Raw genomic sequence first — 26,826 nt, 5'->3', positions numbered from 1 at the left:
CGGGGTGTCGAACGAGGCCGGTCCGCCCGCGCGGGCCGGGGACGGCGACGGCGGCGACGGCCGCGAGGGACCTGAGCGGGCGTTTCACGGCGGGGCACTCCGGTCCGGGAGGGGACGGCCCCCCGCGGGCCTTCGGCGGGGGCGGGGCGGGCCGCGGCCTTCGGCCGGGTGGGCGGAGGCGCGGGCGGACCGGCCGGTCCCGCGGTGCGGGCGGTCCCCGTGGTCCCGGCCGCCGGGGCCCCTACGTGTCGTCGGTACGCGCACGGGCACGGAGCGGGGGGAGCGGGACGGATGCGACCGCTGGAGGCGGACGAACCGAGGGCGATCGGCCCGTACCGGCTGCTGGGCGGGCTCGGCTCGGATGGCATGGGCCGCGTCCACCTGGCCCGCAGCGAGGGCGGCCGCACCGTGGCCGTGAAGGTGGTGCACGAGCACCTCGCGCTGGACGAGGAGTTCCGCGCCCGGTTCCGCCGGGAGGCGGCCCGGCCGCGCCTCCGCCCTCGCCGTCGCGAGCGCCCTCGCCGCCGTGCTCGTGGGCGCGGCCCTCCTGTTCGACCTGCTGCCGGGCGGCGGCGCACCCCGATCGCCCAGCGGCCCGGCGGCGGCGCCTCCAGCGCGTCGGCCGGCGCCACGGTGCCCCGGGCGTTCCTCGGGACGTGGAAGGGCCGGGTGACCGCCGGGGCCGGTGCCATCGGGGACATCCCGGCGGGCACCTTCACCGTGACCCCGCGCGGCGGCGCGGTGGGGCGGGAGGTGGGCCGGGTCGTCTAGCACGACATCCTCGGCGACAGGATCTGCGAGGACACCCTCGTGCTGCGCACCGCCACCGCCGACACCCTCGTCGCCGACGGCTCGGCGAGCGACGCGTCCACCGGCGTGTGCACCGGCGGGACCCACACCGTCACCCCGCGCCTCGGGGGCGGCGGCCTCCACTACACCTCCGACGCCGCCGCCGCCGGACGCCCGCACGCCACCCCGGACCGCGCGGAATAGCCCCGGAGGCGCTGGCGTACGCTGGTCCGGTCCGTCCGCAAGCTGGCGAAAGGTACGCACCCGGTGACCGAGAAGGCCGAGCTCCAGTCCGTTCTCGACCGTGCCGCCGCCGGTGGGCGGATCACCCCGGAGGAGGCGCTCGACCTCTACCGCTCCGCGCCCCTGCACGCCCTCGGCTCCGCCGCCGACGCCGCCCGCCGCCGCCGCTACGCCGGTACGGAGCACATCGCGACGTACATCATCGAACGCAACGTCAACTACACCAACGTCTGCGTGACGGCCTGCCGGTTCTGCGCGTTCTACGCCGCGCCGAAGGACACCGCCAAGGGCTGGACCCGCGACCTCGACGACATCCTGCGCCGCTGCGCCGAGACCGTCGAGCTGGGCGGCACGCAGATCATGTTCCAGGGCGGCCACCACCCGGACTTCGGCGTGGAGTACTACGAGAGGCACTTCGCCGCCATCAAGGAGGCGTTCCCGCAGCTCGTCATCCACTCCCTCGGCGCCTCCGAGGTCGAGCACATGGCGCGGATCTCCGGGGTGACCGCCGAGGAGGCCGTCCGCCGCATCCACGCCGCCGGGCTCGACTCGTTCGCCGGGGCGGGCGCCGAGCTGCTGCCGGAGCGGCCCCGCAGGGCGATCGCCCCGCTCAAGGAGTCCGGCGAGCGCTGGCTGGAGATCATGGAGATCGCCCACGGCCTGGGCGTCGAGTCGACCTCCACCATGCTGATGGGCACCGGCGAGACCAACGCCGAGCGCATCGAGCACCTGCGGATGATCCGCGACGTGCAGGACCGGACGGGCGGCTTCCGCGCCTTCATCCCGTACACCTACCAGCCGGAGAACAACCACCTGAGGGGCCGGACGCAGGCCACGCTCCTCGAGTACCTGCGCATGATCGCCGTCGCGCGGCTTTTCCTCGACAACGTCGCCCACATCCAGGGCTCCTGGCTCACCACCGGCAAGGAGGCCGGCCAGCTGTCGCTGCACTACGGCGCCGACGACCTCGGCTCGATCATGCTGGAGGAGAACGTCGTCTCCTCCGCCGGCGCCCGGCACCGCTCCAACCGGCTGGAGATCATCGACCTCATCCGCAAGGCGGGCCGCGTCCCGGCGCAGCGCACCACGACCTACGAGCACCTCGTCGTCCACGACGACCCGGCGGACGACCCGGTCGACGACCGCGTCGCCTCGCACATCTCGTCCACGGCCATCGAGGGCGGCACGGCGCACCCCGGGCTGAAGCTGCTGGCCGCCGACTGAGCGGGCCGGTCGTGCCGACCCTCCACGTGGCCGCCGCCACCGGTGACGCCGTACTGGTCGAGGGAGCGCGGATCGCCGCCCTCGGACCGTACGGGGAGCTGGCCGCCGCCCGCCCGGACGCCCGCGTGCGGCGCTGGCCCGGCGTCCTCACGCCCGGCCTGGTCAACGCCTACGGACCCGAGCTGCTGGAGGAGGCGTACCACCCCGACCCGCGCGAGGCCGGCGCGCTGGGCACCGCGCCGATCACCGGTCCCGCGCTCGCCGCGCTCGGCCTGACCGACGCGCGCCGCGGCGGCAGCGCCCGGCGGGGCGTGCGGTGGCTGCTCGCCCACGGCGCGGTCGCCGTCGCCGGGGAGCCGCGCACCCCGGCCGTACGGGACGCGGTGCGGCGCGCCGGCCTCGGCGTCGTCGCGCGGGCCGCCCGGCCGGGCGGGACACCCTCCCCGGACCCGTTCGCGTCGGGCGGGCCCGTCGTGTGGGCCGGGGCGCCGAGGGCGGGCGGCCCGGCCCGGTTCGCCGTCTTCGACGTGCGGGACGCCGCCGAACTCCCCGGGCGCGGCGCGTCCTCGTGCGTGGCCACCGTCCTCGACGGGCGGCTCGTCCACCGCGCGGTGTGACCGCGCGCGGACGGGGCGGGGCCGCCTGCTTGAATGGGCCGGTGACCCGAGCAACGCTGGACAAGCAGCCGCACGAAGTCGCCGCGATGTTCGACCACGTCGCGGCGAACTACGACCTCACCAACGACGTGCTCTCCCTCTTCCAGGACCGGCGCTGGCGCCGGGAGGTGGCGCGGGCCGTCGGCGCCCGGCCCGGGGAGCGGGTCCTCGACCTCGCGGCGGGCACCGGCACGTCCTCGCTGCCGTTCGTGGAGGACGGCGCGTACGTCGTGCCGTGCGACTTCTCCCTCGGCATGCTGCGGGAGGGCAAGAGGCGCAACCCGTGGCTCCCGCTGACCGCCGGCGACGCGACGCGGCTGCCCTTCCGCGACGGCGCCTTCGACGCGGTGACCGTCTCCTTCGGCCTGCGCAACGTCCACGGCACGGACACGGCGCTACGCGAGCTGCACCGGGTGACCAGGCCGGGCGGGCGCGTGGTGATCTGCGAGTTCTCGCACGCCACGTGGGCGCCGTTCCGGAAGGTGTACGAGGAGTACCTGATGCGCGCCCTCCCGCCGGTCGCCCGCGCCGTGTCGTCCAACCCGGACGCGTACGCGTACCTCGCCGAGTCCATCCGGGCCTGGCCCGGGCAGCGGGAGCTGGCGGGCGTGCTCCAGGGGGCCGGCTGGTCGAAGGTGGCCTGGCGGAACCTGTCGGGCGGGATCGTGGCGCTGCACCGGGGTGCCAAGGCGCTGGAGGAGTAACGCGCTTGACGGTGCGTTTCCAGCCGGGAGGATAGGGGACCGACCCGTCCCCCGGCACCCGGAGCAGCCCATGGCGCCGCACTGTCCCCACTGCGGGACCCCTTCTCCCGAGGAGGCCCGCTTCTGCATGAACTGCGGTCGGGGACGGCCGGCCGCCGCCGCGCCGCCCGCCGGTCCCGCCGCGCCCGCGGGGCCGCCCGCGCCGCCCGCCGTCGCGCCCGCCGCGCCCGCGGGGCCACCGCCCGTGCGCCCGCCCGGCCCGGGGTTCGCGCCGCCCGGGTACGCGCCCGGTCCTGCGGCGCCCTCGCCCGCCGCCGTGTTCCTGCGCCGGGCGTTCCGGGGCCCCTGGGCGCCCGCCCTGCGGGCCGCCGCCTGGCCGACCGGGCTGCTGCTCGCCCTCGCGGTGGCGCTCGCGATCCCCTCGTACGGCCAGGACCCCGACGACGGGGTCGTCGTCGGCTGGAGCGACCGGCTGCGGATCGCGCTCGCCGTGCTCCTCCAGGCGTTCGGCGGCGGTTTCGGGCTCGGGGCGGACGCACCCGCATCCCCGTACGGGGAGGAGGACGGGTACGGGTACGGCTCCGGCTTCGGATCCGGGGACGCCCCCGCCCAGGGCGGTGCCGAACTCTCCGTCGTTCCCCTGACGGTGACGTTCCTGTGGGTCGGCGCCCTGTACCTGGCGGCCCGCGCACTGCGCGCACGGGGGGCCGGCGCCGACGCGTCGGTACGGGTCGCCCTGTCCGCCGCCGGGGCGGTGCTGCTGCTCGGGCTGTTCGCCCGGCCGGAGATCGCCGGGATCGCCGTGTCGGTCTCGCCCGTGACGGCCGCGCTGGTCGCGCTCGCAGCGGCCCTCGCGGTCGCGGCCGGGGTCCTCCACCGCGACGGCCTCGCCCGGTGGCTGTCCGTCCGGCCCGGCGCCCTCACGGCGGTGCGCGCCCTGGGGGCGGCCGTCCGGGCGCTCGCCGCCGCGCTGGCCCTCTGCTCGCTGGTCGGCTTCGCGGCGTTCGCGAGCACCGACGGGGTGGACGGCTCCGCGCTGCTGGTCGCCCTGGCGGTCCTGCCGAACCTCGGCGCCGCCGTCCTGGGCATCGCCTGGGGCGCGCCGGTCGAGTACGACCTGCGGGGGCGGTTCGGGCCCTTCGGGTCCGAGGTGGAGCACGGCGGCGTCGGGCTGGCCGAGATCGGCGACGAGTGGGGCGGCTGGGCGGTGACCGGGCTGCTCGCCCTGGGGGCCGTCTGCGCGCTCCTGGCCGGGTTGTGGGCGGTGCGCCGCGTACCCGGACGGGGCGGGCAGGCCCTGGCGGGCGGAGTCTTCCTCGGGCTGTACCTGCTGGTGGCCGGGGTGAGCGGGATCGGCGCCCGGGGAGCCGGGGAGCTCGACGACCTCGGCGGCGAGGGGGCCTTCGAGGTGGCCCCGAGCGTCCCGGACGCGCTGCTGTTCGGGCTGCTGTGGGTGGGGGGCGCGGTCCTCGTCGCGCCGTACCTGCGGCGGATCGCGGGCGGTTCCGGCGGGCCGGGCGGTCCCGGCGGCGGGCACCCGGCCGTACCGCCGCAGCCGGCCCATCCCGCGGCACCCGCGGCACCCGCGGGCCGTCCCGCTTCCCATCCGGCCGGGCCGCCGGCCCCCGCACCCGCACCGGACGGCTCCGGCCCCCGGCCTCCGGCCGCACCGGCACCGCGTCCGCCCGCGGACCCCGGCACCGGACCGGCGGGCGGGACCGGTGCGTACGCCGCGCCCACCGGGTCCTCCCCGCGACGGCGGCCGCTGCTCTGGGCCGGGGCGCTGGTGGTCGCGTTCGCCGTGGGAGGCGGGGCCACCACCGGGATCCTGATGCTGCGGGACGGGGGACCCGGGGCGTCCGCCCCTCCCCGCCCCGGCGCCGCGCCGGCCGCCGACGGCGCCCCCGGCCCCCGTACGGCACCGGCCCCGGGAACCGCCACCGCGCCCACCGACACGGCGAGCGCCCCGGCGCCGGCGTCCACGCCTCCCTCCCCGTCCCCCTCCCCGTCCCCCTCCCAGTCCGTCTCCGCCGGTCCGGCCGGCGTGCCCGACGGGTACGAACTGGTCAGCGACACCGCCGGGTTCGCCTTCGCGGTGCCCGCCGGGTGGGAGCGGGTGTCCGAGGAACGGGGGCAGATCACCTACGCCGGGCCGACCGGCATGAGCCACTTCCTCGTCGGCGTGGTCCGCGACGCCCCGTACACCTCGCTGGAGAACCTCACCGCCCTGGAGAAGCGATCCCGCGAGCGGAACGCCGAGTACCGCCGGGTGCGGCTGGAGGCGAACACCTTCCGGGGGCGGCCCGGAGCGGTCTGGGAGTACACGTACAGGGACGGGGCGGGCGAGACGGTCCACGCCGCCGACCAGGCGTACGTCGCCGAGGACGGCACGGAGTACGCCGTCTACTTCACCGCGCGGGAGCGCGACTGGCCCGAGGCCCGCAGGACCTTCGACGTCGCGCTCTCCACCTGGACCCTCGACGGCGCGGACTAGGGCCAATGCCGTGTAGTTAGGGTGCGGGGTGATGTGGCAAGCGCCTGAAGTAGGGAGGGAGCCCCTGCTGGAACCGTGTGGGCCGAGATCGGCGTTCAGCAGGAGCTCCATTGGACGCCAGGTCTGTCGTTTCTCATGAGGTAGTGGTTGCCGCAGCCCGTTCGCGCCCGGCCGTGTCGGCGAGTTGACGAGGATCGTCCCGTTCGAGATGGTCGACGCGGTGCTGGCCGGGACCGGCAGGACTCAGCGGCGGGTACGGGCCCTTCCCTCACGTGTGGTGGTGTACCTGCTGCTGGCCGGGGTCCTGTTTCCCGGGCCCGGTTGGCAGGGGGTGTGGCAGCGGATGACGGCCGGACTGGAAGGAATCACGTCGGCGGCTCCGACGGCCGGCGCGATGGCTCAAGCCCGCAGAAGGATCGGGACCGTGCCGTCGCGGCGCTTGTTCGACCTCCTGCGCGGGCCAGCCGCGGGGATCAGCACCGTGGGAACTGGGAACACGGTGGCGCGGCCTGCTCGTCTGCGTGATCGACGGGACGCTGACGGCCGTTGCCGACAGTCCGGCGAACGGTGCCGAGTTCCCCAAGCACCGCGGTGACAACGGTGGAGCGGGATGCCCCTCACTGCGTCTGCTGATCCTGGTGCCGTGCGGCACCCGCACCGTCCTGGACGCCGTGTTCGGGCCGACCACCACCGAAGAGACTTCCTATGCCCCACGCCTGGTTTGCAGCCCGCGCGAGGGCACGATCGTGTTGCTGGACCGGAATTTCGCTGTCCAGTCCTGGTCGAGGCGATCACGCAAAGGAGCGCTCACCTCCTGGTCCGGGTGAAAGAGCACCGCGGACTGCCGGTCCCTCACCGTTTCGCGGACGGCTCTTACCTGTCCGCAAGGGGGCCGCTCACGGCCCGTGTCATCGACTGCGAGATCACCGTCAGCACCGCCCGGGGGCGCCGCACCGGCGCCTACCGCCTCGTCGCGACACCCACCGACGCCCACCCCCACCCCGCTACCGAACCGGTCAAGCCCTGTCACGAGCGATGGGAGGCCGAGACCTCCTACCCCGAGATCGAGTCCACCATCCTCGGCGGCCGAATCCCGCGCGCCCGGACTCCGGCCGGCATGGCCCGGGAAGCCTTCGCTCTGCTGGTCACCCACCAGGTCCTGCGACTGGCGAGGGCGGACGCCACCGCCACCCATGCCGACCCCGACCGAGCCGGCTTCACCATCGCCCTGCACGCAGCGCGCGACCTGCTCGTTCAAGCCGCCGGCATCATCGACACGACGATCGACCCCATCGACACCATCGGCCGCCGGGTTCTGGCCCGCCTCACGCCCACTCGACGGATCCGCACCCGGCCACGCGTCGTCAAACCCGCCATCTCGAGATACAACGCCGAAGGCCTCGTCGATAGGACCAGCTACAAGGCCACCATCAGCATCGACATCCCGACCGGCCGCACCACTTGACACCGGACACCCGACGCTAACTACACGGCATCGGGACTAGAGCTCCAGGTCGAAGCGGTGGCCCCGCTCGGCCTCCCGGCCGGGGATCGGCGCGGTGTCCCGGAGGACCATGCCCAGGCGGCGGGCGACCGCGACGGAGCGCTCGTCGCGCGCGTTCACCACGGCGACGACGCGCCCCACGCCGGCCGCCCGCACCCGCTCCAGCGTCTCGCGGGCGGCGGCCGTCGCGTACCCCCGGCCCCAGGCGGGGCGGGCCAGGCGCCAGCCGAGCTCGACCTCGCCGACCGGACCCCACGGGTGCGGCCACGGCTGGGCGCCGGTGAAGCCGACGACCTCGCCCGCCCCGTCCAGCAGCGTCCACAGGCAGAAGCCGCGTTCGGCCTCGTGGCGCCGCTGCCGGGCGGTGAGCTCGTGGTAGAGGGAGAGTTCGGCGGACCGGCCGCCGTGGAGCTCCCTCACCCCGGGGTCGTCGAAGGCGCGGTGCCAGGCGTACGCGTCCTCCTCCGTGGGCACCCGCAGGCGGAAGTCCGGCCCACCGGGGGCCGGACGGCGGCACGGAGCAACTCGGTCATCGAAGACGCCCTTCGGGTCGGTGAACGGCGGGCCCCCATAGACTGCCCACGTCCAGTGCCTCCGGCACGCCGTTTCCAGCCCGGGAGAACTCGCCGTGACCGAGACCCTCTCCGAACACACCGCGGACGTGATCGTCGTCGGGGCGGGCCCGGCGGGCTCCACCACCGCGTACCACCTGGCGAAGGCGGGCCTCGACGTCCTGCTGCTGGAGAAGACCGCCTTCCCCGCGCGAGAAGGTGTGCGGCGACGGGCTCACCCCCCGGGCCACCAAGCAGCTCGTCGCGATGGGGATCGACGTCTCCGAGGAGGCCGGCTGGTCGCGCAACAGGGGTCTGCGCATCATCGGCGGCGGCGTCCGCCTCCAGCTGGACTGGCCCGAGCTGGCCTCGTACCCGGACTACGGACTGGTCCGCAGGCGCGACGACTTCGACGAGCTGCTCGCCCGGCAGGCGCAGAAGGCGGGCGCGCGGCTGTACGAGCGGTGCAACGTGGGGGAACCGGTCACCGACCCCCGCACCGGCCGGATCACCGGCGTCCACGCCAGACTGGGCGAGGAGAGGGCGCCGGTCACCTTCCGGGCCCCGCTCGTCGTCGCCGCCGACGGCAACTCCAGCCGCCTGTCCCTCGCGATGGGGCTGCACCGGCGCGAGGACCGGCCGATGGGCGTCGCCGTCCGCACGTACTTCACGACGCCCCGCCACGACGACGACTACCTGGAGTCCTGGCTGGAGCTGTGGGACCGGCGCGGCCCCGGCCCGGACCGCCTGCTGCCCGGCTACGGCTGGATCTTCGGCATGGGCGACGGCACGTCCAACGTCGGCCTGGGCATCCTCAACTCCTCCTCCGCCTTCCGCGAGCTGGACTGGCGGGAGGTCCTCAAGGCGTGGTGCGCGTCGGTGCCGGAGGACTGGGGCTTCACCCCGGACAACATGACGGGACCGATCCGGGGCGCCGCCCTGCCCATGGCGTTCAACCGGCAGCCGCACTACACGCGCGGGCTGCTGCTCGTCGGCGACGCGGGCGGCCTGGTCAACCCGTTCAACGGCGAGGGCATCGCGTACGCCATGGAGTCCGGGCAGTTCGCCGCCGACGTGATCGTCCAGGCGCACGCCCGCTCCACGGACGCCCTGCGCGAGCGGGCGCTCCACGCGTACCCGCGGGCCCTCAAGGACGCCTACGGCGGCTACTACACGCTGGGCCGCGCCTTCGTGAAGCTGATCGGCAACCCGAGGGTCATGAAGGTCGCGACGCAGCGCGGCCTGACGCACCCGGTGCTGATGCGCTTCACGCTGAAGATGCTCGCCAACCTCACGGACCCGACCGGCGGCGACGCCATGGACCGGATCATCAACGGCCTGTCGAAGGTCGTCCCGCGCTCGTGACCGCCCCGCCGGGGTCCGTGGCCGCCGGCGGGCGGGTCCGCGCCGCGGGCGGGTGCCGGGCGAGCGGTCGGCGAGCCGGCCGACGTGCTCGCCGAACGCCTCGTCGGCGCGGGGGGTGACGGCCCTCGGGGCGACCGTGCCCGTGAGGATCACGTCGTACGGTTCGGCCCGTACGTCGTCCCAGGTGTGGCTCTTGCCCTTGCGGGGGTCGGACCCGTATGCGCCGTGGACGGCTTCGGCGACCTCGCCGGCCTCCTCGACGATCTTCGGGACGCGCAGGAGCGGGGCGGTGTCGGCGGGCGCGGCGCTCTTCCCGTCGAGCCGTGCGCCGAGCCGTGCGCCGAGCCGTTCGACGGTGTCCCGGGTGTCCTGCACGAGTGGTGCTCCGCCTTCCCCCGGGGCGGGTGGTCACGAGGTCCGCGGGCGCGGTGCGCGTCCGCCCCGCGGGCGCGGCGGCGGACGCGCGGGGCCGCGCCGGTCAGGAGGCCCTGGCTCGCTGCGTGATGACGATGCAGGTGAGCACGGCGACGGCGGTGAGCGGGACGGCGGCGCTGAGGCGCTCGCCGAGCAGGATCACCGCCCACACGAGCGTCAGCAGGGGTTGGGCGAGCTGGAGCTGGCTCGCCTTCGCCACACCGATGAGGCCCATGCCCTTGTACCAGACGACGAAGCCGCCGAACTGCGAGATGCCGGCGATGTACGCCATGCCGAGGACGGCCTTCGCGGTGAGGTGGAGGGGCTCGTCCGGCAGTGCCCACAGGGACACGGCGAGGTTGACGGGCGCGGCGAGGACGACGCCCCAGGCGATGACGCGCCAGCCCGGCATGCGCGCCGAGAGCCGTCCGCCGTAGGCGTAGCCCGCGGCGCAGACGAGCAGGGCGCCGAAGAGATAGAGGTCGGCGACGGTCGGCCGCCCGTGGTTCTGGGAGAGGGCGAAGGCGATGACGGTGAGCGCACCGGTACCGGACGCGGCCCAGAACACCTTCGAGGGGTTGCGCCGGGTGACGAGTGCGGAGATGACCGCCGTGGCCATCGGCAGCGCCCCGATGACGACCGCCGAGTGCGCCGTGGACGACGTCTGCAGGGCGAGCGTCGTGAGCAGGGGGAACCCGATGGCGCAGCCGCCCGCGACGACGGCGAGCGCGGGCCAGTCGGCGCGTGCCGGGAGGGGCGCCCGCGTCACGAGGAGCGCCGCGAGCGCGAGGGCGGCGGCCAGGACGCCGCGGACCCCCGTGGCGCTCCAGGGGCCGAAGCCGTCGAGCGCCCACACCGTGCCGGGGAAGCTGAAGGAGAAACTCAGGACGCCGAGTGCGGCGAGGACGGTACCGCTTGCCAGTGGCGATACTGTGGCGGTTTCGATATCGCTACTATTGGTCACCATGAGCAACGGTAGCAGTTCGCAGGAGTTGGCCGGCACCTTGGCACGTGAGATCGGGGAGCTGCCCGCCGGAGCCCGGATCGCGACCCACCGCGAACTCGTACGCCGCTTCGGCGTGAGCGCCACCACCGTCTCGCAGGCCCTGTCCCTCCTCGCCCAGCGGGGGCTCGTCACCATCCGCCCCGGCGCAGGCACCTACCGCACCGGGGCGCGCCCCGTGGCGTCCGCCGGGGACACGTCGTGGCAGGAGGCGGCCCTCGAACCGGTGGACCGGATCGACTCCTCGGCCGTCCCCCCGAGCGGCTTCGAGACGTCCGCGCTCCTGGAGACGCTCTCGGCCTGGGAGCCGGACGTCGCCGACCTCAACGGCGGCTACCTCCACCCCGGGCTGCAGCCGCTCGGCGTGCTCGGCACCGCGCTGTCCCGCGCCGCACGGCGCCCGGAGTCGTGGGACCGCCCGCCCGTCGGCGGCGTACCCGAGCTGCGCGACTGGTTCGCGGCCGACATCGGCGGCGGCCTCGGCCGGCACGACATCCTCGTCTGCGGTGCGGGGCAGAGCGCCCTGGCGACCGCCCTGCGCGCGCTCGGCCGGCCGGGTGATCCGGTCGTCGTCGAGTCGCCGACCTATCCGGGGACGATCGCGGCCGCCCGCGCCGCGGGACTGCGGACGGTCCCGGTCCCCCTCGACGGCGAGGGGCTCCGCACCGACCACCTCGACGAGGCGCTCACGCGCACCAGGGCGCGCGTCGTCATAGTCCAGTCGCTGTTCCACAATCCCACCGGAGCGAGCCTCACGGCGGGCCGGCAGCGCGACATCCGCGACATCGCCCGCCGGCACGAGGCCTTCGTCGTCGAGGACGACTTCGCCCGTCACCTGGCGCACGCGGACGCCGAGCCGACGCCGCCCCCGATGATCGCCGACGATCCGGACGGCACCGTCGTCCACGTACGGTCGCTGACGAAGGCGACCTCGCCGAACCTCCGGGTCGGCGCGCTGGCGGCCCACGGACCGGTCATGGCGAGGCTGCGCTCCGCACAGGTCGTCGACACGATGTTCGTGCCCGCGCCCCTGCAGTACACGGTGCTCGAGGTGGTGACCGCGTCGGCGTGGAAGCGCTCCCTGGCCGCGCTCGGCTCGGCCCTGGCGCACCGGCGGGAAGTGGCGGTCGACGCGGTCTCGGCGACGTTCGGGCCGCAGTCCCTCGCCATCCGGCCGCGCGGCGGGTACCACCTCTGGGTGGCCCTGCCGGTCCATCTGGACAGCAGGCGGTTCGCGGCCGCCGCGCTGGCGAACGGGGTCGCCCTCACCCCGGGCGACAACTACTACCCCACCGGCAGCGGTGCTCCCCACATCCGGCTCAGCTACGTGGCGGCGCCGTCGGCCTCGGACGTCGGCGACGCCGTCCGCCGCCTGGCGCCGGTCCTCGCGAGGGCGTGACCGCGTCCCGGCCCGCGAGACCGCGCGCCGCGGACGGCCGGCCCCCGGGACCACCGCCGCCGGAGCGCGGGCCCGGAGCACGCCCGGACGGGGCACCCGCCCCTCGGGGGCGGGTGAAGACGGGGGCGGACGAGTCTTTTGTCATGTTCGGGTAATTCTGGCCGAGACGCGTCCGCCGCAGGGGGCGATGTCCGGCCGACCCGCGGACCGGGCGGGGCCGGCTCCCGGCCCGGCGCCGCCCGTGCGCCGTCGGGCCGCTGGGAACGTCGGCCCGACGGCACCCCCGCGCGGGCGCCTGCGGCCGCCGGGCGCGCCTCCCAGGTCGGCGGGGCGTCGGCCGGCCCCGCGCGAGGATCCGCACCCCGCCGGGGAGCCGTCGCCGCCCTCGGAGGCCGGCGGCTCCTCCGCGCTCCCGTCCGCCCGCCGCCCGCCCCCTCGGCCGTGTCCGGGAGTTTCCCCGCCTTCGCCCTCCCAGCTCAGGAGGGTCGGAAGGGGCCCGCCTCCACCGGGCGACGGCGACGGCCATTCCCCGCGGTTCCCGATCCGGACATCACGGAATCAAGACGAGCATTCCACCGTCCGGGGCCCATCCGGTCGTGGTCCGGTTCAAGCCGCCCTCCGTCGTTCATTCTGTCCGGTTCTGTGAAGGAAACGGTGGTGGCGAAACCCGTCCGGAGGGCCGGGCGAGGCTTGACCGGGCTCCGGGCGGCGTGCCAGCGTGACCACCCGGAAACGCCCAGTGGTCGAAACGAGCTCACTGACGAGCGAGGATGGAAAATGGTGGCAGGGGATCACCTGGCATGCTCTTCGGCCTCTTCCGGGCGGCAGCGTGCGCGCGGCCGGCGGCCGTCGTTCCCCGGCGAAACGTCGATCCTCGATGACCCCGGCCTGCCGGCCGACGAAGTCCGATGACCCCGGCCTGCCGGCCGACGAAGTCCGATGACCCCGGCCTGCCGGCCGACGAAGCAGCGGAACAACTGAGCACAGCCCCTGCGGTACGGAACTGCGCCGGCCCGGGTGCGGCACGCGTGTGACCGCCTCCGGTCCGGTCGAAGAACCCGCCCACCGCCGTCCCGCCCCGAGGCGACCGCGCCCCCGCCGGTCCGCGGTTCCCACCGGGGTGCCGGACTCCTGCGCGCGAGAGCGCGGCAGGCGTCGCGGCGTACGGGATGGCGGGCCTTTCACCGAGGAACGGACACCTCAGTTGAACGAGTCGGGACAGAACACGAAACTGGTCGCTCAGGAACACATCGGAGAAGACGGCGAGAAGTGGCACCGAGCCGCTTTCGAGGAGATCGGGGAGCGACTCGCCGACCCCGGGTTCCCCTGCGTGTTCTCAAGGAACGCCTTCCGGAAGCAGCTCGTGAAGTTCATCTTCGTGGAGGACCGCACGGAAGCCGGGATCCGTCACCTGGCGGAAGGCCTCAGGGAATACGTCGGGATCTCCAAGAAGTGGGACGGCAGGCTCGACACCGCCTACCCGCTGATCGCGGTGTTCTCACCGGACACCGTGGACGCGCGGACCGTCGAGGAGTATCACGCGTTCGGCTGGGAGATCCTCCAGGAACTGCACAGGATCGATCCCGCGCCCTGGCCGGAGGAGGTCGGCAGGGACCCCGGATCCGAATCCTGGTCCATGTGCTTCGACGGCATGCCGCTGTTCTGCAACATGAGCTGCCCGGCACACCGGGTTCGCCGCAGCCGCAACCTCGGTGAGAACTTCGCCCTCGTCATCAACCCGCGCGAACGGTTCGACGTGTTCGCCGGGGACACGCCGAGCGGTCGCAGGGTCCGCTCGAACATCCGCAGCCGGATCCACCGCTACGACGGCGTTCCGCACTCCCCGTACCTGGGGTCCTACGGAACCGGCGCGCTCGAATGGTTCCAGTACGGGCTCGCCGAAGAGGACACCGGGCGGACGGACGAATGCCCTTTCACGTTCCGGGGGACCGCTGAAACCCGAAAGGAATCCTGATCGATGATCGACCTCATCGTTTCCCAAGGCCGGGTGGCCGACCGGGCACCGCGGATGATCGAGGGAGCGGACCGTATCGCACAGGCCCTGGAACGCCGCTACGGACTCCGGGGCCGCCGTGTCGGCGAGCCCGCACCGGCCGCCGACGACGACTGGAGCGTCAGCCTTCCCCAGGCCAGGGAGACGCTGCTCGGACTGGGGGAGGCCGTCACCGCGAGCATCGGGGCGGGCAGGCGGACGGTCATGGTCTCGAACACCTGCTCGGCGAGTCTCGCCACCCTGCCGGTCGTGGCACGGGAGCACCCGGACGCGGTGGTCCTCTACGTCGACGCGCACGGCGACTTCAACACCCCCGAGACGACCGGCACGGGCTACCTCGGGGGCATGGTGCTCTCCGCCGCGTGCGGGCTCTGGGACAGCGGCCACGGGGCCGGTCTCCGGCCCGATCAGACGGTCTTGGTCGGGGCGCGCGACATAGACGAGACCGAGGCCGAACTCCTGGAGAAGGCCGGCGTGCGGATCATCCCCCCGAAGGAGACGACCGCGGAGAACATCCTGAGCGCCATCGGCGGATCGCCCGTGTGGGTGCACATCGACTGGGACGTCCTCGAACCCGGGTACGTGCCGGCCGACTACACGGTTCCGGACGGCCTGGTGCCGGAGCAGATCGCGATGGTGCTCGAAACGGTTCCCCCCACCCGGCTCCGCGGGGTCGAACTGGCGGAGTTCAACGCCCCGGTGGATCCCGAAGTCGCCGAGCAGGCGGTTTCGACGATCCTCGACATGGTCGCCCCGGCCTTCAGGACCGCACGGGCCGGCTGACCCGCTCCACCGGCCGACGCCGGCGCCGCGGAAGCGGTTTCCCACGAGTTCGTCCACCCGCGCGTTACACGAGTACGGCACCGGCGGGGGTCCCGGTCCGCGGCGGCGAGACCCGCGCCGCGGCCGCGGCCCCGGTCCGGCGGAAACCCCGCCGAGGAGTCCCCGAGGCCGATCCCGCCGAACTCGCTCACCAAGGAGGGTTTTCCGGATGCCTCTCTACGACAGCATTCTGGACACGATCGGCCGCACGCCCATCGTCAGGCTGAACCGGATGGCGCCCGACCATGTCACGGTCTACGTGAAGGTCGAGTCGTTCAACCCCGGCGGTTCGGTCAAGGACCGCCTCGCGCTCTCCGTCATCCTCGACGCCGAGGCGAAGGGGCTGCTGAAACCCGGTGACACGATCGCGGAATGCACCTCGGGGAACGTCGGGATCGCGCTGGCGATGGTGGCCGCGGCACGCGGCTACGGGTTCGTGGCGGTGATGGGGGACACCTACTCGCCGGAGCGCCGCAAGCTGATCCGCGCCTACGGCGGGAAGGTGATCCTCTTCCCCGGTTCCCTGGGCAGCAGCGGCGGCAACCGGATAGCCGACGAACTGGCGGAGAAGCACGGCTGGTTCCGGGTCAACCAATTCGACAACCCGGCCAATCCCGCGTACCACCGCGAGACCACCGCGGGGGAGATCCTCGGCGATTTCGCCGGGAAGCGGCTGGACTACTTCGTCACCGGCTTCGGCACCACCGGCACCCTCACCGGCGTCGGCCAGATGCTGAAACTCGCTCGCCCCGAAGTGCGCGTCATCGCCGTCGAACCGGACAACGCCGCCGTGCTGACCGGCCGGGAGTGGAACGTGCACCGGATACAGGGGTGGGCCCCGAACTTCGTGCCCGGCGTGCTCGACGAGAGCGTGATCGACGAACTGCTGACCGTCGACGAGGTGGTGGGGCGCGACACCGCGCGCCGGCTCGCCGCCGAGGAGGGGATGTTCGCCGGGATCTCCGCCGGCGCCACCCTGGCGACCGCGCTGCGCGTCGCGGAGGACGCACCGGACGGTTCGGTGCTGCTCGCCATGCTGCCCGACACCGGGGAGCGCTATCTGTCCACCTTCCTGTTCGAAGGGGTGAACGAGGGATCGGACGACGAATGGCTGGCCTCGCTGGACGCGGGCCGCGACGCTCCCTGAACCCCCGGAAATCCCCCTCCACCCGGAAACCACCCCACACCACGGGAACGGAAGCATGAGGGAATTCATCCCCCCGGCAACCCGCTTCGTCGACCTGCCCGACGGTTTCAGGATGAAACGCGGTGGTGTGCTGTACGGCGCGCGCATCGCCTACGAGACCTTCGGGCGGCCGAACGCGGAACGCGACAACGCCGTCCTGGTCCTCACCGGTCTCTCGGCCGACGCGCACGCGGCCTCCCACCCCGATGACCCCACCCCCGGCTGGTGGGAGGTCATGCTGGGGCCGGGCAAGCCCATCGACACGGACCTGTGGCACGTCATCTGCGTGAACTCGCTCGGCAGTTGCAGGGGGTCGACCGGCCCGCCCTCGATCGACCCGAGCACGGGCGAGCCCTACGCGCTCGGTTTCCCGGAGCTCTCGATGGAGGACATCGCCGACGCGGCGGCCTTCACGGTGCGGGCGCTGGGGTTCGAGAGCCTGGCCTGTGTGATCGGCACGTCCATGGGCGGCATGAGCGCGCTGTCGCTGCTGGCCCGCCACCCCGGCCTGGCACGCAGCCACGTCAACATCTCCGGAGCGGTCCACTCGCTGCCCTTCTCGATAGCGGTCCGCTCCCTGCAACGCGAGGCGATCCGGTTCGACCCGAACTGGAACCGGGGGCGGTACGACGCGGAGAACTACCCGCAGCGCGGCATGCTCACGGCCCGCAAACTGGGCATGATCACCTACCGCTCGCCCCGGGAGTGGGAGACCCGGTTCGGCCGCGCGCGCTTCAGGCGGGATCGCGGCCCCGACGAGGACGTCTTCGGCCCCGAGTTCGAGGTGGAGGGCTACCTGGAGCGCCACGCCCGGCGCTTCTCGCAGCGCTTCGACCCCAACAGCTACCTCTACCTGAGCCACTGCATGGACCAGTTCGACCTCGGCGAGACCTGTGCCGGCGACGCCGACGAGGCGCTCTCCCGGATCCGCCTCGAAAAAGCCCTGGTGATAGGGGTGCGGACCGACATCCTGTTTCCGCTCCGGCAACAGCGCCGGATCGCCGAGGGCCTCGGCGCCGACGGTTCCGGAGTCTGGTTCCTGCCCCTCGACTCCCGGGAAGGACATGACGCCTTCCTCGTCGACACCGAGCGCTTCGGACCACCGATCGCGAAGTTCCTGGCGGCGTTGTAGCCGGACGGCCCCGCGGGCCGTTCCGCCCCCCGAGACATGGAGGTCGAGTTGTTCGGGAATCGATCCAAGCTGGCCCTCGTCACCGGTGCCAACCGGGGCATCGGGTTCGAGATCACGCGTCAGCTCGCCGAGAACGGCGTCCGGGTGCTCCTCTCCGGCCGCGACCGCGAGGCGGTCGGGGAAGCGGCGAAGAGGCTGCGGGACACCGGTCTCGCCGTCGAACCCCTCGTGCTGGACGTGACGGACCCGGACGGCGTCCACGCCGCCGCCGCGGCGGTCGAGGAGGAGTACGGCCGCCTCGACATCCTGGTCAACAACGCCGGCATCCGGATCGAGGAGTACGGGAGGAAGCCGTCGGAACAGCCGCTGCGGAAGTGGCGCGAGACCTTCGACACCAACCTGTTCGGCGTCGTCGAGGTGACCACGGCCTTCCTCCCCCTGCTCCACAGGTCCGCCGCCGGCCGCATCGTCAACGTCTCCAGCCTGCTCGGCTCGCTGAGTACGCACAGCGACCCCGGCTCCTACGCCTACAGCCCCATGTTCAAGTCGCTTCCCGCCTACAGCGCCTCCAAGAGCGCGGTGAACTCCTGGACCGTGCACCTGGCCTACGAACTGCGCGACACACCGATCAAGGTGAACGCGGTCCACCCGGGCTACACCAGGACCGACATGAACGACGGCGCGGGCGACCTCGAAGTCGCGGACGGCGCCAGGACGAGCGTCACCATGGCCCTGCTGGACGGCGACGGCCCGAGCGGCGGCTACGTCCACAGGGGGGAGACCGTGCCGTGGTAGCCGGCCCCGCCGCGACCGGTGCGACCGGTGCGACCGCCGTGACGGCCGTGACGGCCGCGACCGGCGTGATGGCCATGACGGCCGTGACTGGTGCGACCACCGTGACCGGCGCGACCGGCACGACCATCATGACCGGCGTGACGGCCGTGACCGGTGCGACCGCCGCGGCCACCGAGCCGTCGTACCGACGACGCTCCGCCCCCGCCCCCGCCCCCGCTCCCAGCATTGGACTGCCCTCATGAACGCGCTCGCCCTGGTCACCGACGAAGCCAGCCTCCCCGACGACTACGACATGCGGCTACTGCTCGACGCGTGCCGAGCGGTCGGCTTCGCGGCCGAGGTGCGCTCCTGGGAGGACCCCGCCGTCGACTGGTCGGACTTCGACGCGGTCCTGTTGCGCTCCCCCTGGAGCTACGTGGACAAGCTGCCCGACTTCCTGGAGTGGTGCGAGCGCGTGAGCGCCGCGACGCGCCTCCTCAACCCGCTGCCGGTGGTGCGGTGGAGCCTGGACAAGCACTACCTGGCCGACCTCGCCGCATACGGGGTGCCGGTCGTCCCGAGCAGCTTCGTCGCGCCCGGTGCGGACCCGCTGGCGGCCCTGCGGGAGTTCCTCACCGCGCACCCCCGCACCGAGGAGGTCGTGGTGAAACCGACCGTCGGCGCCTACTCCAGGGACGTCCGGCGTTTCCCCCGGTCCTGCGAGTCCGAGGCCGTCCGGCACATGACGGAATTGACGGGGAAGGGCCACCACGCCATATTGCAGCCCTACCTGACGTCGATCGACCGCGACGGCGAGAGCGACCTGATCTACTTCGACGGCTCCTACAGCCACGCCATCCGCAAGAACGCGCTGCTCATGTCGGACGGTACGGCCGGCGCGCCGACGTTCGAATCCCGCAGGGCGCGGGACGCCGACGAGGACGAGCGGGCCGTCGCCTCGGCCGCGCTCGGCGCCGCGGCGTCGCACCTGGGTCTGGAGCAGGCGCTGCTCTACGCGCGCGTCGACCTGGTGCGCGACGACGACGGCAAGCCGATGGTCCTGGAACTGGAACTGTGCGAGCCCTCCCTGAACCTCCCCTTCACCGAGGGCGGCGCGACGCGGTTCGCCCGGGCCCTGGCCGCCCGGCTGAACCCCCGCGGCCGCTGAGCCCTTCCAACGTCGCCGTTCAGCAGTGAGCACGACCCGGGCGGTCGGCGTCGTTCGATTCGGGTTGCCGCGCGACCTGCGGAAGACGCGCCGGGCTTCGGTCGCGCGGTCCCGCGCTCGACGGGTGTGCGAGCCGTGACCAGAGCGCTCACCGCCGGTTGAGCGGTGTCACGGCCCCAACGAGGTGACGACGTGCCGGAAGAGCGTGTGGTCGCCCTCGGTCGCTTCCGCGTACAGGAGGACACCGGTCGTCCGGTCCACGGTGAAGCGGCAGGTCAGGCTCTCGTCCGGGGCCCAGGCGCTGAGCGGGAAGGACCGCAGGGGGCGGACCGTGGCCGTGATGGACGCCGGGGACGTGGCCTCGACGTGTGCCAGGTGGGAGACGATCCGGGCCGGTGCCAGCAGTTCGGCCAACCGGGCGGCGGCGGGGCTCGTCCGGTCCGGTGCGTAGTCCCCTGTCACGGTCAGGGTTTCCGTGCCGCACGAGACGGTCCAGGAGCGGACCGAGGGCACGGGCGTCGTGGAGAGGTCGGTGTGCGTGTCGGTCTCGATGCGGACATCGGCCGTCAAGCGGGCCGGTTCCACCAGGGTTCTGGCCATGCGGGCGAGGACCCGGCCCGCGTCGGCGGGGGACGGTGACGTGTCGCGGATGGCCAGTCCGCTGATCCTGCCGGTCACGAGAGGGCCCTGTTCGTCGACGACCGTGGCGGACAGGAGGAAGCCCGTGGCGGTGTCCACCCGGACCACCAGGTCGCAGGCGCCCGGCGGCAACCAGGCGTCGGCGGGGGCGGCGAACGCGGCATGCGGAGTGAGGACCAGTTCGACCCACTCGCGGCCCCGGCGCACGTTTCTCACCGTCGCGATGCCCCGAACCAGACGCGCCGGATCGAACAGCGCTGCCCACGGCTCGTCGCAGTCCTCCTCCCGCAGACGGCGGGGCGAGATTCCGTCGAGCCGGAACCGCCGACGTTCCTCGGCCTGCCCGGCATCCGGTTCACCCACTTCACAGCCGCCGAAACGGCCGCCGAGATCCGTCCGGGCGTCGCGTGCCGCGTGCACGATGTCGACCACCGCGTCCACGTGCACGTCCTCGGCGGCCGTCGCCGCGACCCGGGAGAGCGCCCAGGCGGCCAGGCGTTCGCGGTCCGCCGGCGGGTCGCCTAACCAGTGGGAAGCTGCCATGAGGCCCAGGTCTCCTTGCTACCGGGACTGCTCGGTGCCCATTGCACGTACAGTACGCGGTAAGGACGGTCCGAGGGCGGGATTCCCAGGGCTTCGACGGTGTACGAGCCGTCGCCGTCGGACGTGATCCGGCAGCCCGGATCGGTGATTCCGTTTCCGCAGGCCAGGATCGTCTGGCGCCGCGTGTCCTCGTCGGGGATTCCGGACGCGTCGATCGTGCTGTGCAGCATGAAGGACGCGTACGAGGGCGCTGCGGCGGCCCTCACCGTGACCCTGACCGGCTGCCCGGCACCGGACCGTCCGGTGGGGCTCCCCTCAGTCGACGTGCCGCATCACTGACCTTCAACTCGAAGCGCTCCAATTCCAGGCCGACGTGATCTACTTCCACATGCCGTTACGAATTTCCTCGAACAATGCAGTCCATTCGCCGTCTTCGTGCGCGAAAGGGGTTTCGTCCACTGCTGTGATCTGTTGCTTCATGCGGGACACGAGTCGGTCGTACGCCTGATAGTCGCCGTCCTTGATCTCCTTGTACTCAAGCTCGGCCTGCTCAAGCACGATAAGAGAGTGCACGAACGAGGAGACGTCTGCGTGCATGGGGGCATACTCGACTTCTCCCTCCGGAAACGCGTAGACCGCACCATTGGTGGGATCCAGGGCGACCATGGCGTACTGAAACACACCCAGTTCTTCCCATGTTTCAGCTTCTGGAGGGCATTCAGCGCCATCCCTTTCGAAGGAAGCTTTGACGCTTGGCCCGTAAAAGGGCTGGGAGAGCGTCTCGTCTGCGAGCTCTGGGCGAGCGGAGAAGAATCGGTTCTCGGGTAGTCCGACACTGGAGAGGAAATGGGCTGTCGGCGCATGCAGGTGGGCTCCGGGCGTGCGCGGGTAATACGTAACCCTTTCAAGACCAAAGGTCGAGATGACCTTGCCTGCAGGGATACTGGCGAGCATGCTTCCTCCTGACTATGGGTGGCCTTGCCGCTTGTGGCGTTTCGCCAGCTCGGCCATGTAATCTCTGTGCTCTTTGTCGCGACTGCTTCCAGTTATGCTCTGTTTGTAGTCGTTGGCATACTCTACCTCAAGCTTAGGATTTTTGGAGAGGAAGTGCAGGTCCAGCCACTTGTCGCATTGTGGAGATTTCTGGCAAGGTTCTCTTTCTGTGTAGACCTTCGTGATGTGCTGCTCTTGGCCGTGGCGCAACACCGGGTACCCGATGAGGCGTTCGGAGTGCGGTCCTTCGCTGTCGCCTATCAGTATTATCGGGTCTTTTTTCCCCGGAGGAACGTAACGAGCGGCCGCAAAGTTGCTGCCGCCATAGTCCCCTTTTGCGAACCGGGCGATCTCTGTGGCACGAGACAAACTTGTGGAGCCTGGTGCGATCTTCGTAGATTTGACGGCGGAGCCTTTATACCCTCTGGGAACCGTGTAGGGGTTGCCTCTTTTAGGCGCCCGCCAGACCGTTCCGTCATGCTCGAGAACATTCCAAATTCCGGACCTGTCTGTCCTGGATACGGACTCCCGAGTGCCGTCGTAATTCAGAACTTGTACAGACCCGTCGGCGTTGAGAAGGTACATAGGGGTGTCGTCGTCATCGCCGTCACCCCTTACCCTCGGCTTTTCCATCTCCTTTTTTTGTTGTTCATCCACCTCCTTTTGGTCTTTCTTGCCTTTGTTGATCTTTCCGCCGTGGTCTTCGAGGATTTTGACCATTTCGTCGGCTTTTTTTTCAATCGCTTCTTCGGTCTTTTCCATGGCGGTGGCAAGCTTGTGGAACCGGCTGTCCTTCTTTACCGAGACCTTGCGCTGGTTCCCGCCGACTTTGAACTCGCCCTTCTTCTTGTCGAAGTTTGTCGCGGTCTTCTGGTAGTCGCCGGCTGCTCGCTCGAACTCGTCGAACTCAACGACGAGATCCTGGGCCATGGCGGCACCGCCGGACGCCATGACGTCATAGGTCGCTCCGTCGGTGAACAGCTTTTCGATCTCGGCGAGGACCTTGCCTTCGATCCTGTCAGTGAGGTTTTCTCAGCGGTGTTCACTTCCAGATTTCGTTGAGGACGAGGGCGGCTCGGGCGATGTCGCCGATCCGGTTGGGGCTGAGCGTGACGTGCTGCAGGGTGCGCCATCGCTGCTTGAGTTCGGCGGCGGTGCGCTCACCCAGCGCCCTCACGTGCCGTACCAGGGCGTTGAACATGCGGGTGTCGGCGTGGAGTGCCTGTTCCGACTTGCCCTTCGGGCGACGGACGGGGACGCGGATGCCGATACCCGCGCCGGTGTAACCCTTGTCCGCCAGGGTCGGCAGGCCGCTGGCCGCTGCTTTGTACAAGGCGGGCAGGGCGTGGGTGCGGGCGGCGGTGATGTCAGGGGTCGAGCCGGGTTCGACGTCGGAGACCCACAGCGGGGTGCCGTCCGGAGCGGACAGGAACTGGACGTTCCCACCGAATGCCTTGTGCTTCTGGCTGAACCACAGGTCGTTGCCGTTCTCACGGACGCCGGCCACGCGGTCGCAGGGGATGAGCGTCCCGTCGAGGATCACGTGTGTCATGCCGGCGCGTCGGCAGCGGGAGAGGACCTCGTGCAGGTCCGGGGCCTTCTCGGCGAGGACGTCGATGCCTTCGTGCAGGTAGCGGTAGCCGGTGGCCTGGGAGATTGCGGCGTCACGGGCCAGACAGTGCACACACCCCCGCTCGCGAAACCAGCGCAGCACCAGCACGGCCTGGCGGAACGGGCCCAGCGCCCGCGAGCCCTTCGGCGTGCCGATGCGCCGCCGGTGCGCGGCCAGCAAGCGGGACAGATACTCCACGACAGGGCGCGGGACGTCGAGCGTGGCAACATAGGTGACCAACGTAAAGCCTCTGGTTCAGCGGACATGATCTTGGCAGACCTGTTCCTACCAGGGGCTTTACGTCTGTCCAGAGCCGGGGCCGCCTGGCCCGATCCACCCGGACATGCATCGATCAGCCCGCTTCGCGGAGATCATTCCGCTGAGAAAACCTCAGTGACCACCGTCGTGATTTGGCCAACGGCATAGTCGATCGCCTCTTGGATGACGAGCCGCGCCGCGCCAACGGCGGCCGCGGAGAGCAGCCCACTGAGACCGCCGGTGAGGAACATGCCGACGACGCCCGCTGTCGCTGTGGCGGCGGTGGCCGTCAGCTTCGCAATGATTGCGATCTTGCAGGTAAGAATGAGTTCGGCGCAGGTGTCCAGGGCATCACCCAAGTCATCGCATCGATTGGCGAAGGTGCTGAGGTTCCTGGTGGTGAGCGCACCCCAGCGGCGGTCGATCGCCTGAACGGTGTGGCCCCTGCTCTTGCCGTTGATGACGTGTGCGCCGGCCTTGTCTCCTTCCTTGATTGCCTCGCGAATACCCTCGGCCAGATTTCGGTAGTCCTTGGCGGAGGACTTGACCTCGTCCTCATCGATCTGTGGCCAGTCGATGCCGACCAGGTCGAGGACCTCGACGAGGTCATCCGGCAACTGCTTACCCATACGTCACCCCCGTGATGGCCAACCGCCCCACTCTCCGGTTACTAGCGAAACCCCGTCAACTCCGTTGCATGTGCGTGAAACGAAAGTAGTCGAGACCCGGCCTACGTCATGCGTCCTTGATGCGGCGGCGCTGAACGTCGTGACATGACGCAGGTCAGCGCTTCGTCCGTGCCGACGAAGACCCGGCTGTCCTCAGTCACCGCGACCGCACGGACAGGACGACCGGGACGGAGCGTCTGCCGTGCTCCTGTCTCCCCGGTGATCCACTCCACCACGCCGTCCCGCCATGCAACGACGAGTGACGGACCGGTCGCTGTGACGGCGACATCGAGAGAGACCACGGGACAGGGGCGCTGAACAAGGGGACCAGCCATAGGGGAGTGGCCCAGGGCCCAGGCTCGCACCATGCCGTCGGTGCCACCGCTGTAGATAAGGGGAACCGTTTCTTCATCGTCAAGGGGCAGATGCAGCCCCGCCACGGCGGTCACCGCTCCATCGTGCAGCACTTCAGCTCTGACCACGTCACCGAAAGTCCGCACCGTGCCCGTGCTGTCGCCAATGATTACAGACCCGGTGGTGGGGCCACCGAGCGTGCACAGAGCCGTACCGCTGTGATTCTCCAAGGATGCGAGAAAAAGATCCATTTCGGAGGGCCCGTCATAAATAAGGCTCTCAAGCCCTGTTTTGGGTGGCCGGGTCGCCCAGTTCGACTCAAAAAACAGCCGTCCGGCTTCGTCAAGTACCAATAGGGTGCCGTCGTCGAGGACCGCCACTGATCGAGGAAGCCCAGCCCGGAGAACGCTACGCCCCTGGGGAGTCCCATCAGTGGTGCGGACAATCCGAAGGTACCGATGGTCAGCGACCACAAGACATCCAGCAAGCGGACCCACCCCTGTGGCCAGCGTCACCACCGGGCCTGGCCAGGGGGGTGCCACGTCTCCACGAACACGGCTCCACTCCAGATACCACGATGATCCGGAGGCGAATTCCGCCAGAACGGGAGTGAGCCTGGGGTCGGCGCTGTCTCCCAGAGCGGTCAGAAGAAGCAGCGCACGCTCAGGTGCTGAGCGTTCATGGCACAGGGACTGTCCCACCATCAACCATGCGCGACGCAGGCCTCCGTGTTCATCGTCGTCTCGCTCGTACGCAGCGGTGACCTCCCACGGGTCCGCCTGGCAGACGGAAACCGGATCTGACAGATTCATGGTCCCGCCCCTGTGTACAGCGGCAGTTGCAAGCGTGTCAGACACGGAAGCACGCCATAGCTCGTAGCGCTCCTGATCCCGCCAGTGGTCAAGGTCCAGATCCATCTCCGCACAGTGCAGACCGCTGAGGAGGCGATGCGCAGGACTTGCGGTGCGGGTCTCGACGATCAGCCGGACTTGCGGCAGCTGTAGAAGCGCAGGCACAAGCTCAGCCACGTTGCCGGAGTGCAGATCGGACAGGACGACGACCGTCCGGCGGGTGTCATTCTCAATCGCACCTACAAGTTCGACCACGCTACCCGCTACCACACCAAGCTGGTCAGCGAGCGACCAGAGGGTGCCCAGCATGCTTTCCCCGGCGAAAGGGACCACCGCGTGGACAGTCCGCTCAGCAGGAGCGTCCTTCTGCGTCCCGTGATGCACGAGCCACGCGAGTAGCGCCGACTTCCCGCATCCCGAACCGCCGGTCACAAGACACAGACGCGGAGCCTTCGGATCCGCGAGCCAACCCAAGAGCGCCGCAGCGGCAGGCTCACGGCCGGCAGCCGGACGGTCCCAGCGCATCAGCGGCTCCTTGCCTGCTGCGCCGCATGAGTGATCAGCTGCTTCAACCCCTCTTCTCGTGACTCAGCTGTTCCTCCGTAGTCGAAGCTGTGTGTGAACTCGGCGTGCGGGAACATCTCCTGCAGCCAAACGGCGCAGTAGTGGCCAGGCATCAGGCAGGGCTCAAGTTCGCTATAGACGCGGCGGACCTGAGACGAATTCACACCGTCAGCGGCCAAGCGTCGCCAGGCAAGCTCCTCAGGATGGGGCTGCCCAGGTCCCGTGGATTCAGTGACCACCTGCTTGGCCCCAGCCTGATCCACATACTCGAAGGCCGCAGAAAAAGGAAAGTTCAGGGTGTGTCGCACGTCGTCCAAGACCCGTGGCCACCAGCTCTCTCGATTGGAGAACGCGACGGAATCGATTTGCCGTAGTTCCGTGTACAGGTCTCGGAACACCGCTGCCGCTTCCGTCAGCCCGGCGGATGTGGCGATCAGCGGCTGGGCCCGGTCCAGGGCCAGCAGAGAGGCGTTCAACTTGGATACGTCCATGTTCACGAACATGTCGTCGCCAGCATCCTCCAGCAGAACAGCCTGCACGGCGCCATCTGGTCGTATGCACAGATTGGCCAATCCGTCGCCGCCGATCCTGGGCCAGGACTCCATTGCAGGGTACGCCCGCGACCGGGACGAGTGCGCAGCAAACACGCCGAGAGCCACTGGGGTGCCAGACTGCGGCGCTTCGAAGTAAGGAGCAACACTCCGCGGCACACCCACGGTCTCCAACGTGATGAGAGCCGCTTCAGGGAGGTTGGCACCAACCACACTGGCTCGCTCGAACCGCCTTAGACCTCCCTTGCCGAAGTGCTGCAGCAGTTCGACAGGTCGACCCGGATCAGGGGAAGGCATAACTACCTCCGGGGGCGTATATGGCTGACAGTCACGGTGACCCTAGCGGCTGGA

General features: G+C 71.1%; 25 protein-coding genes and 3 pseudogenes. 19 read left to right on the top strand and 9 right to left on the bottom strand.

Features of this window, described 5'->3' with window-relative positions; translation table 11 throughout:
* Window positions 1–291 precede the first annotated feature (291 nt).
* The 9 genes and pseudogenes from LUW75_RS09390 to LUW75_RS09350 all read left to right on the top strand — a co-directional run.
* A pseudogene (locus tag LUW75_RS09390) lies at window positions 292–492 on the top strand (serine/threonine protein kinase); the annotation flags it as partial.
* A gap of 318 nt (window positions 493–810) precedes the next feature.
* Entirely contained in the window at window positions 811–993 is a 183-nt protein-coding gene (locus LUW75_RS09385; protein WP_250335192.1) for a hypothetical protein, read from the top strand.
* Window positions 994–1,056: 63 nt separating this feature from the next.
* A complete protein-coding gene (mqnC, locus tag LUW75_RS09380) occupies window positions 1,057–2,256 on the top strand; it encodes a cyclic dehypoxanthinyl futalosine synthase (protein WP_250335191.1) in 1,200 nt (399 codons plus the stop codon).
* Between the two features lie 11 nt (window positions 2,257–2,267).
* A complete protein-coding gene (locus tag LUW75_RS09375; protein ID WP_250335190.1) occupies window positions 2,268–2,873 on the top strand; it encodes an amidohydrolase family protein in 606 nt (201 codons plus the stop codon).
* Window positions 2,874–2,914: 41 nt separating this feature from the next.
* Entirely contained in the window at window positions 2,915–3,616 is a 702-nt protein-coding gene (locus LUW75_RS09370) for a demethylmenaquinone methyltransferase (RefSeq protein ID WP_250335189.1), read from the top strand.
* A gap of 316 nt (window positions 3,617–3,932) precedes the next feature.
* Entirely contained in the window at window positions 3,933–6,110 is a 2,178-nt protein-coding gene (locus LUW75_RS09360; protein ID WP_250337793.1) for a hypothetical protein, read from the top strand.
* A 181-nt stretch (window positions 6,111–6,291) separates the two neighbouring features.
* Window positions 6,292–6,705, top strand: a pseudogene (locus LUW75_RS24615) (transposase domain-containing protein); the annotation flags it as partial.
* A complete protein-coding gene (locus LUW75_RS09355; protein ID WP_250335188.1) occupies window positions 6,632–6,937 on the top strand; it encodes a hypothetical protein in 306 nt (101 codons plus the stop codon). The pseudogene LUW75_RS24615 and the gene LUW75_RS09355, both read left to right, overlap by 74 nt.
* Window positions 6,934–7,575, top strand: coding sequence for a hypothetical protein (locus tag LUW75_RS09350; RefSeq protein WP_250335187.1), 642 nt, complete (start codon window positions 6,934–6,936; stop codon window positions 7,573–7,575). The genes LUW75_RS09355 and LUW75_RS09350 overlap by 4 nt, the downstream gene beginning before the upstream one ends.
* Before the next feature lie 36 nt (window positions 7,576–7,611).
* Here LUW75_RS09350 and LUW75_RS09345 read toward each other — a convergent pair whose 3' ends face one another.
* The gene (locus tag LUW75_RS09345; protein WP_462933711.1) at window positions 7,612–8,088 is read right to left on the bottom strand and encodes a GNAT family N-acetyltransferase; all 477 of its coding nucleotides are present in this window, start codon (window positions 8,086–8,088) and stop codon (window positions 7,612–7,614) included.
* A gap of 154 nt (window positions 8,089–8,242) precedes the next feature.
* Between LUW75_RS09345 and LUW75_RS09340 the strand changes: the two are divergent.
* Window positions 8,243–9,530: pseudogene (locus LUW75_RS09340) on the top strand (geranylgeranyl reductase family protein).
* A 478-nt stretch (window positions 9,531–10,008) separates the two neighbouring features.
* On the opposite strand, the gene LUW75_RS09330 reads toward LUW75_RS09340, so the two are convergent.
* Window positions 10,009–10,911, bottom strand: coding sequence for a DMT family transporter (locus tag LUW75_RS09330; protein ID WP_250335186.1), 903 nt, complete (start codon window positions 10,909–10,911; stop codon window positions 10,009–10,011).
* On the opposite strand from LUW75_RS09330, the gene LUW75_RS09325 reads away from it, so the two are divergent.
* The 8 genes from LUW75_RS09325 to LUW75_RS09290 all read left to right on the top strand — a co-directional run bounded on the left by LUW75_RS09325 (window position 10,910) and on the right by LUW75_RS09290 (window position 19,442).
* Window positions 10,910–12,346 carry an aminotransferase-like domain-containing protein gene (locus LUW75_RS09325; RefSeq protein ID WP_250335185.1) on the top strand — a complete coding sequence of 479 codons (1,437 nt, stop codon included), beginning with the start codon at window positions 10,910–10,912 and terminating at the stop codon, window positions 12,344–12,346. The two genes, LUW75_RS09330 and LUW75_RS09325, sit on opposite strands and share 2 nt — an antisense overlap.
* A gap of 1,204 nt (window positions 12,347–13,550) precedes the next feature.
* Window positions 13,551–14,321 carry a YqcI/YcgG family protein gene (locus tag LUW75_RS09320; RefSeq protein WP_250335184.1) on the top strand — a complete coding sequence of 257 codons (771 nt, stop codon included), beginning with the start codon at window positions 13,551–13,553 and terminating at the stop codon, window positions 14,319–14,321.
* A gap of 3 nt (window positions 14,322–14,324) precedes the next feature.
* Window positions 14,325–15,143 carry an arginase family protein gene (locus LUW75_RS09315; protein WP_250335183.1) on the top strand — a complete coding sequence of 273 codons (819 nt, stop codon included), beginning with the start codon at window positions 14,325–14,327 and terminating at the stop codon, window positions 15,141–15,143.
* Between the two features lie 208 nt (window positions 15,144–15,351).
* A complete protein-coding gene (cysK, locus tag LUW75_RS09310) occupies window positions 15,352–16,329 on the top strand; it encodes a cysteine synthase A (RefSeq protein WP_250335182.1) in 978 nt (325 codons plus the stop codon).
* A gap of 55 nt (window positions 16,330–16,384) precedes the next feature.
* Window positions 16,385–17,500, top strand: coding sequence for a homoserine O-acetyltransferase MetX (gene metX, locus LUW75_RS09305; RefSeq protein ID WP_250335181.1), 1,116 nt, complete (start codon window positions 16,385–16,387; stop codon window positions 17,498–17,500).
* 48 nt (window positions 17,501–17,548) lie between these two features.
* Window positions 17,549–18,295, top strand: a complete 747-nt coding sequence (locus tag LUW75_RS09300; RefSeq protein WP_250335180.1) for an SDR family oxidoreductase — start codon at window positions 17,549–17,551, stop codon at window positions 18,293–18,295.
* Window positions 18,289–18,537, top strand: a complete 249-nt coding sequence (locus tag LUW75_RS09295) for a hypothetical protein (protein WP_250335179.1) — start codon at window positions 18,289–18,291, stop codon at window positions 18,535–18,537. Before LUW75_RS09300 ends, LUW75_RS09295 begins: the two co-directional genes overlap by 7 nt.
* Window positions 18,534–19,442, top strand: a complete 909-nt coding sequence (locus LUW75_RS09290) for an ATP-grasp domain-containing protein (RefSeq protein ID WP_250335178.1) — start codon at window positions 18,534–18,536, stop codon at window positions 19,440–19,442. Before LUW75_RS09295 ends, LUW75_RS09290 begins: the two co-directional genes overlap by 4 nt.
* Window positions 19,443–19,610: 168 nt before the next feature.
* Here the strand turns inward: LUW75_RS09290 and LUW75_RS09285 are convergent, their stop codons facing one another.
* On the bottom strand, window positions 19,611–20,624 hold the full coding sequence (locus tag LUW75_RS09285; protein ID WP_250335177.1) for a hypothetical protein: 1,014 nt from the start codon (window positions 20,622–20,624) through the stop codon (window positions 19,611–19,613).
* A 99-nt stretch (window positions 20,625–20,723) separates the two neighbouring features.
* Here LUW75_RS09285 and LUW75_RS09280 point away from each other — a divergent pair, with 99 nt between their 5' ends.
* Complete coding sequence (locus LUW75_RS09280; RefSeq protein ID WP_250335176.1) at window positions 20,724–20,963, top strand: hypothetical protein; 240 nt, start codon at window positions 20,724–20,726, stop codon at window positions 20,961–20,963.
* Window positions 20,964–21,002: 39 nt separating this feature from the next.
* Here the strand turns inward: LUW75_RS09280 and LUW75_RS09275 are convergent, their stop codons facing one another.
* From LUW75_RS09275 to LUW75_RS09250, 6 genes are all read right to left on the bottom strand, one after another.
* Complete coding sequence (locus LUW75_RS09275) at window positions 21,003–21,578, bottom strand: SUKH-4 family immunity protein (RefSeq protein ID WP_250335175.1); 576 nt, start codon at window positions 21,576–21,578, stop codon at window positions 21,003–21,005.
* 12 nt (window positions 21,579–21,590) lie between these two features.
* Complete coding sequence (locus tag LUW75_RS09270; protein ID WP_250335174.1) at window positions 21,591–22,547, bottom strand: nucleic acid/nucleotide deaminase domain-containing protein; 957 nt, start codon at window positions 22,545–22,547, stop codon at window positions 21,591–21,593.
* A gap of 112 nt (window positions 22,548–22,659) precedes the next feature.
* Window positions 22,660–23,469: a transposase family protein gene (locus LUW75_RS09265; RefSeq protein WP_250333783.1), complete on the bottom strand. Its 810-nt coding sequence runs from the start codon at window positions 23,467–23,469 to the stop codon at window positions 22,660–22,662.
* Window positions 23,470–23,600: 131 nt separating this feature from the next.
* A complete protein-coding gene (locus LUW75_RS09260) occupies window positions 23,601–24,116 on the bottom strand; it encodes a WXG100-like domain-containing protein (RefSeq protein WP_250335173.1) in 516 nt (171 codons plus the stop codon).
* A 101-nt stretch (window positions 24,117–24,217) separates the two neighbouring features.
* Window positions 24,218–25,885 (bottom strand): hypothetical protein, encoded by a 1,668-nt coding sequence (locus LUW75_RS09255; RefSeq protein WP_250335172.1) that lies wholly within the window; start codon window positions 25,883–25,885, stop codon window positions 24,218–24,220.
* Entirely contained in the window at window positions 25,885–26,772 is an 888-nt protein-coding gene (locus LUW75_RS09250) for a nucleic acid/nucleotide deaminase domain-containing protein (protein WP_250335171.1), read from the bottom strand. The genes LUW75_RS09255 and LUW75_RS09250 overlap by 1 nt, the downstream gene beginning before the upstream one ends.
* Window positions 26,773–26,826: the final 54 nt, after the last annotated feature.

This window comes from Streptomyces sp. MRC013, assembly GCF_023614235.1.
In the GTDB taxonomy this organism is placed as follows: Bacteria; Actinomycetota; Actinomycetes; order Streptomycetales; family Streptomycetaceae; genus Streptomyces.
Note: the sequence above shows the minus strand (reverse complement) of the source record. Positions and strands in the feature narration are given on the sequence as shown.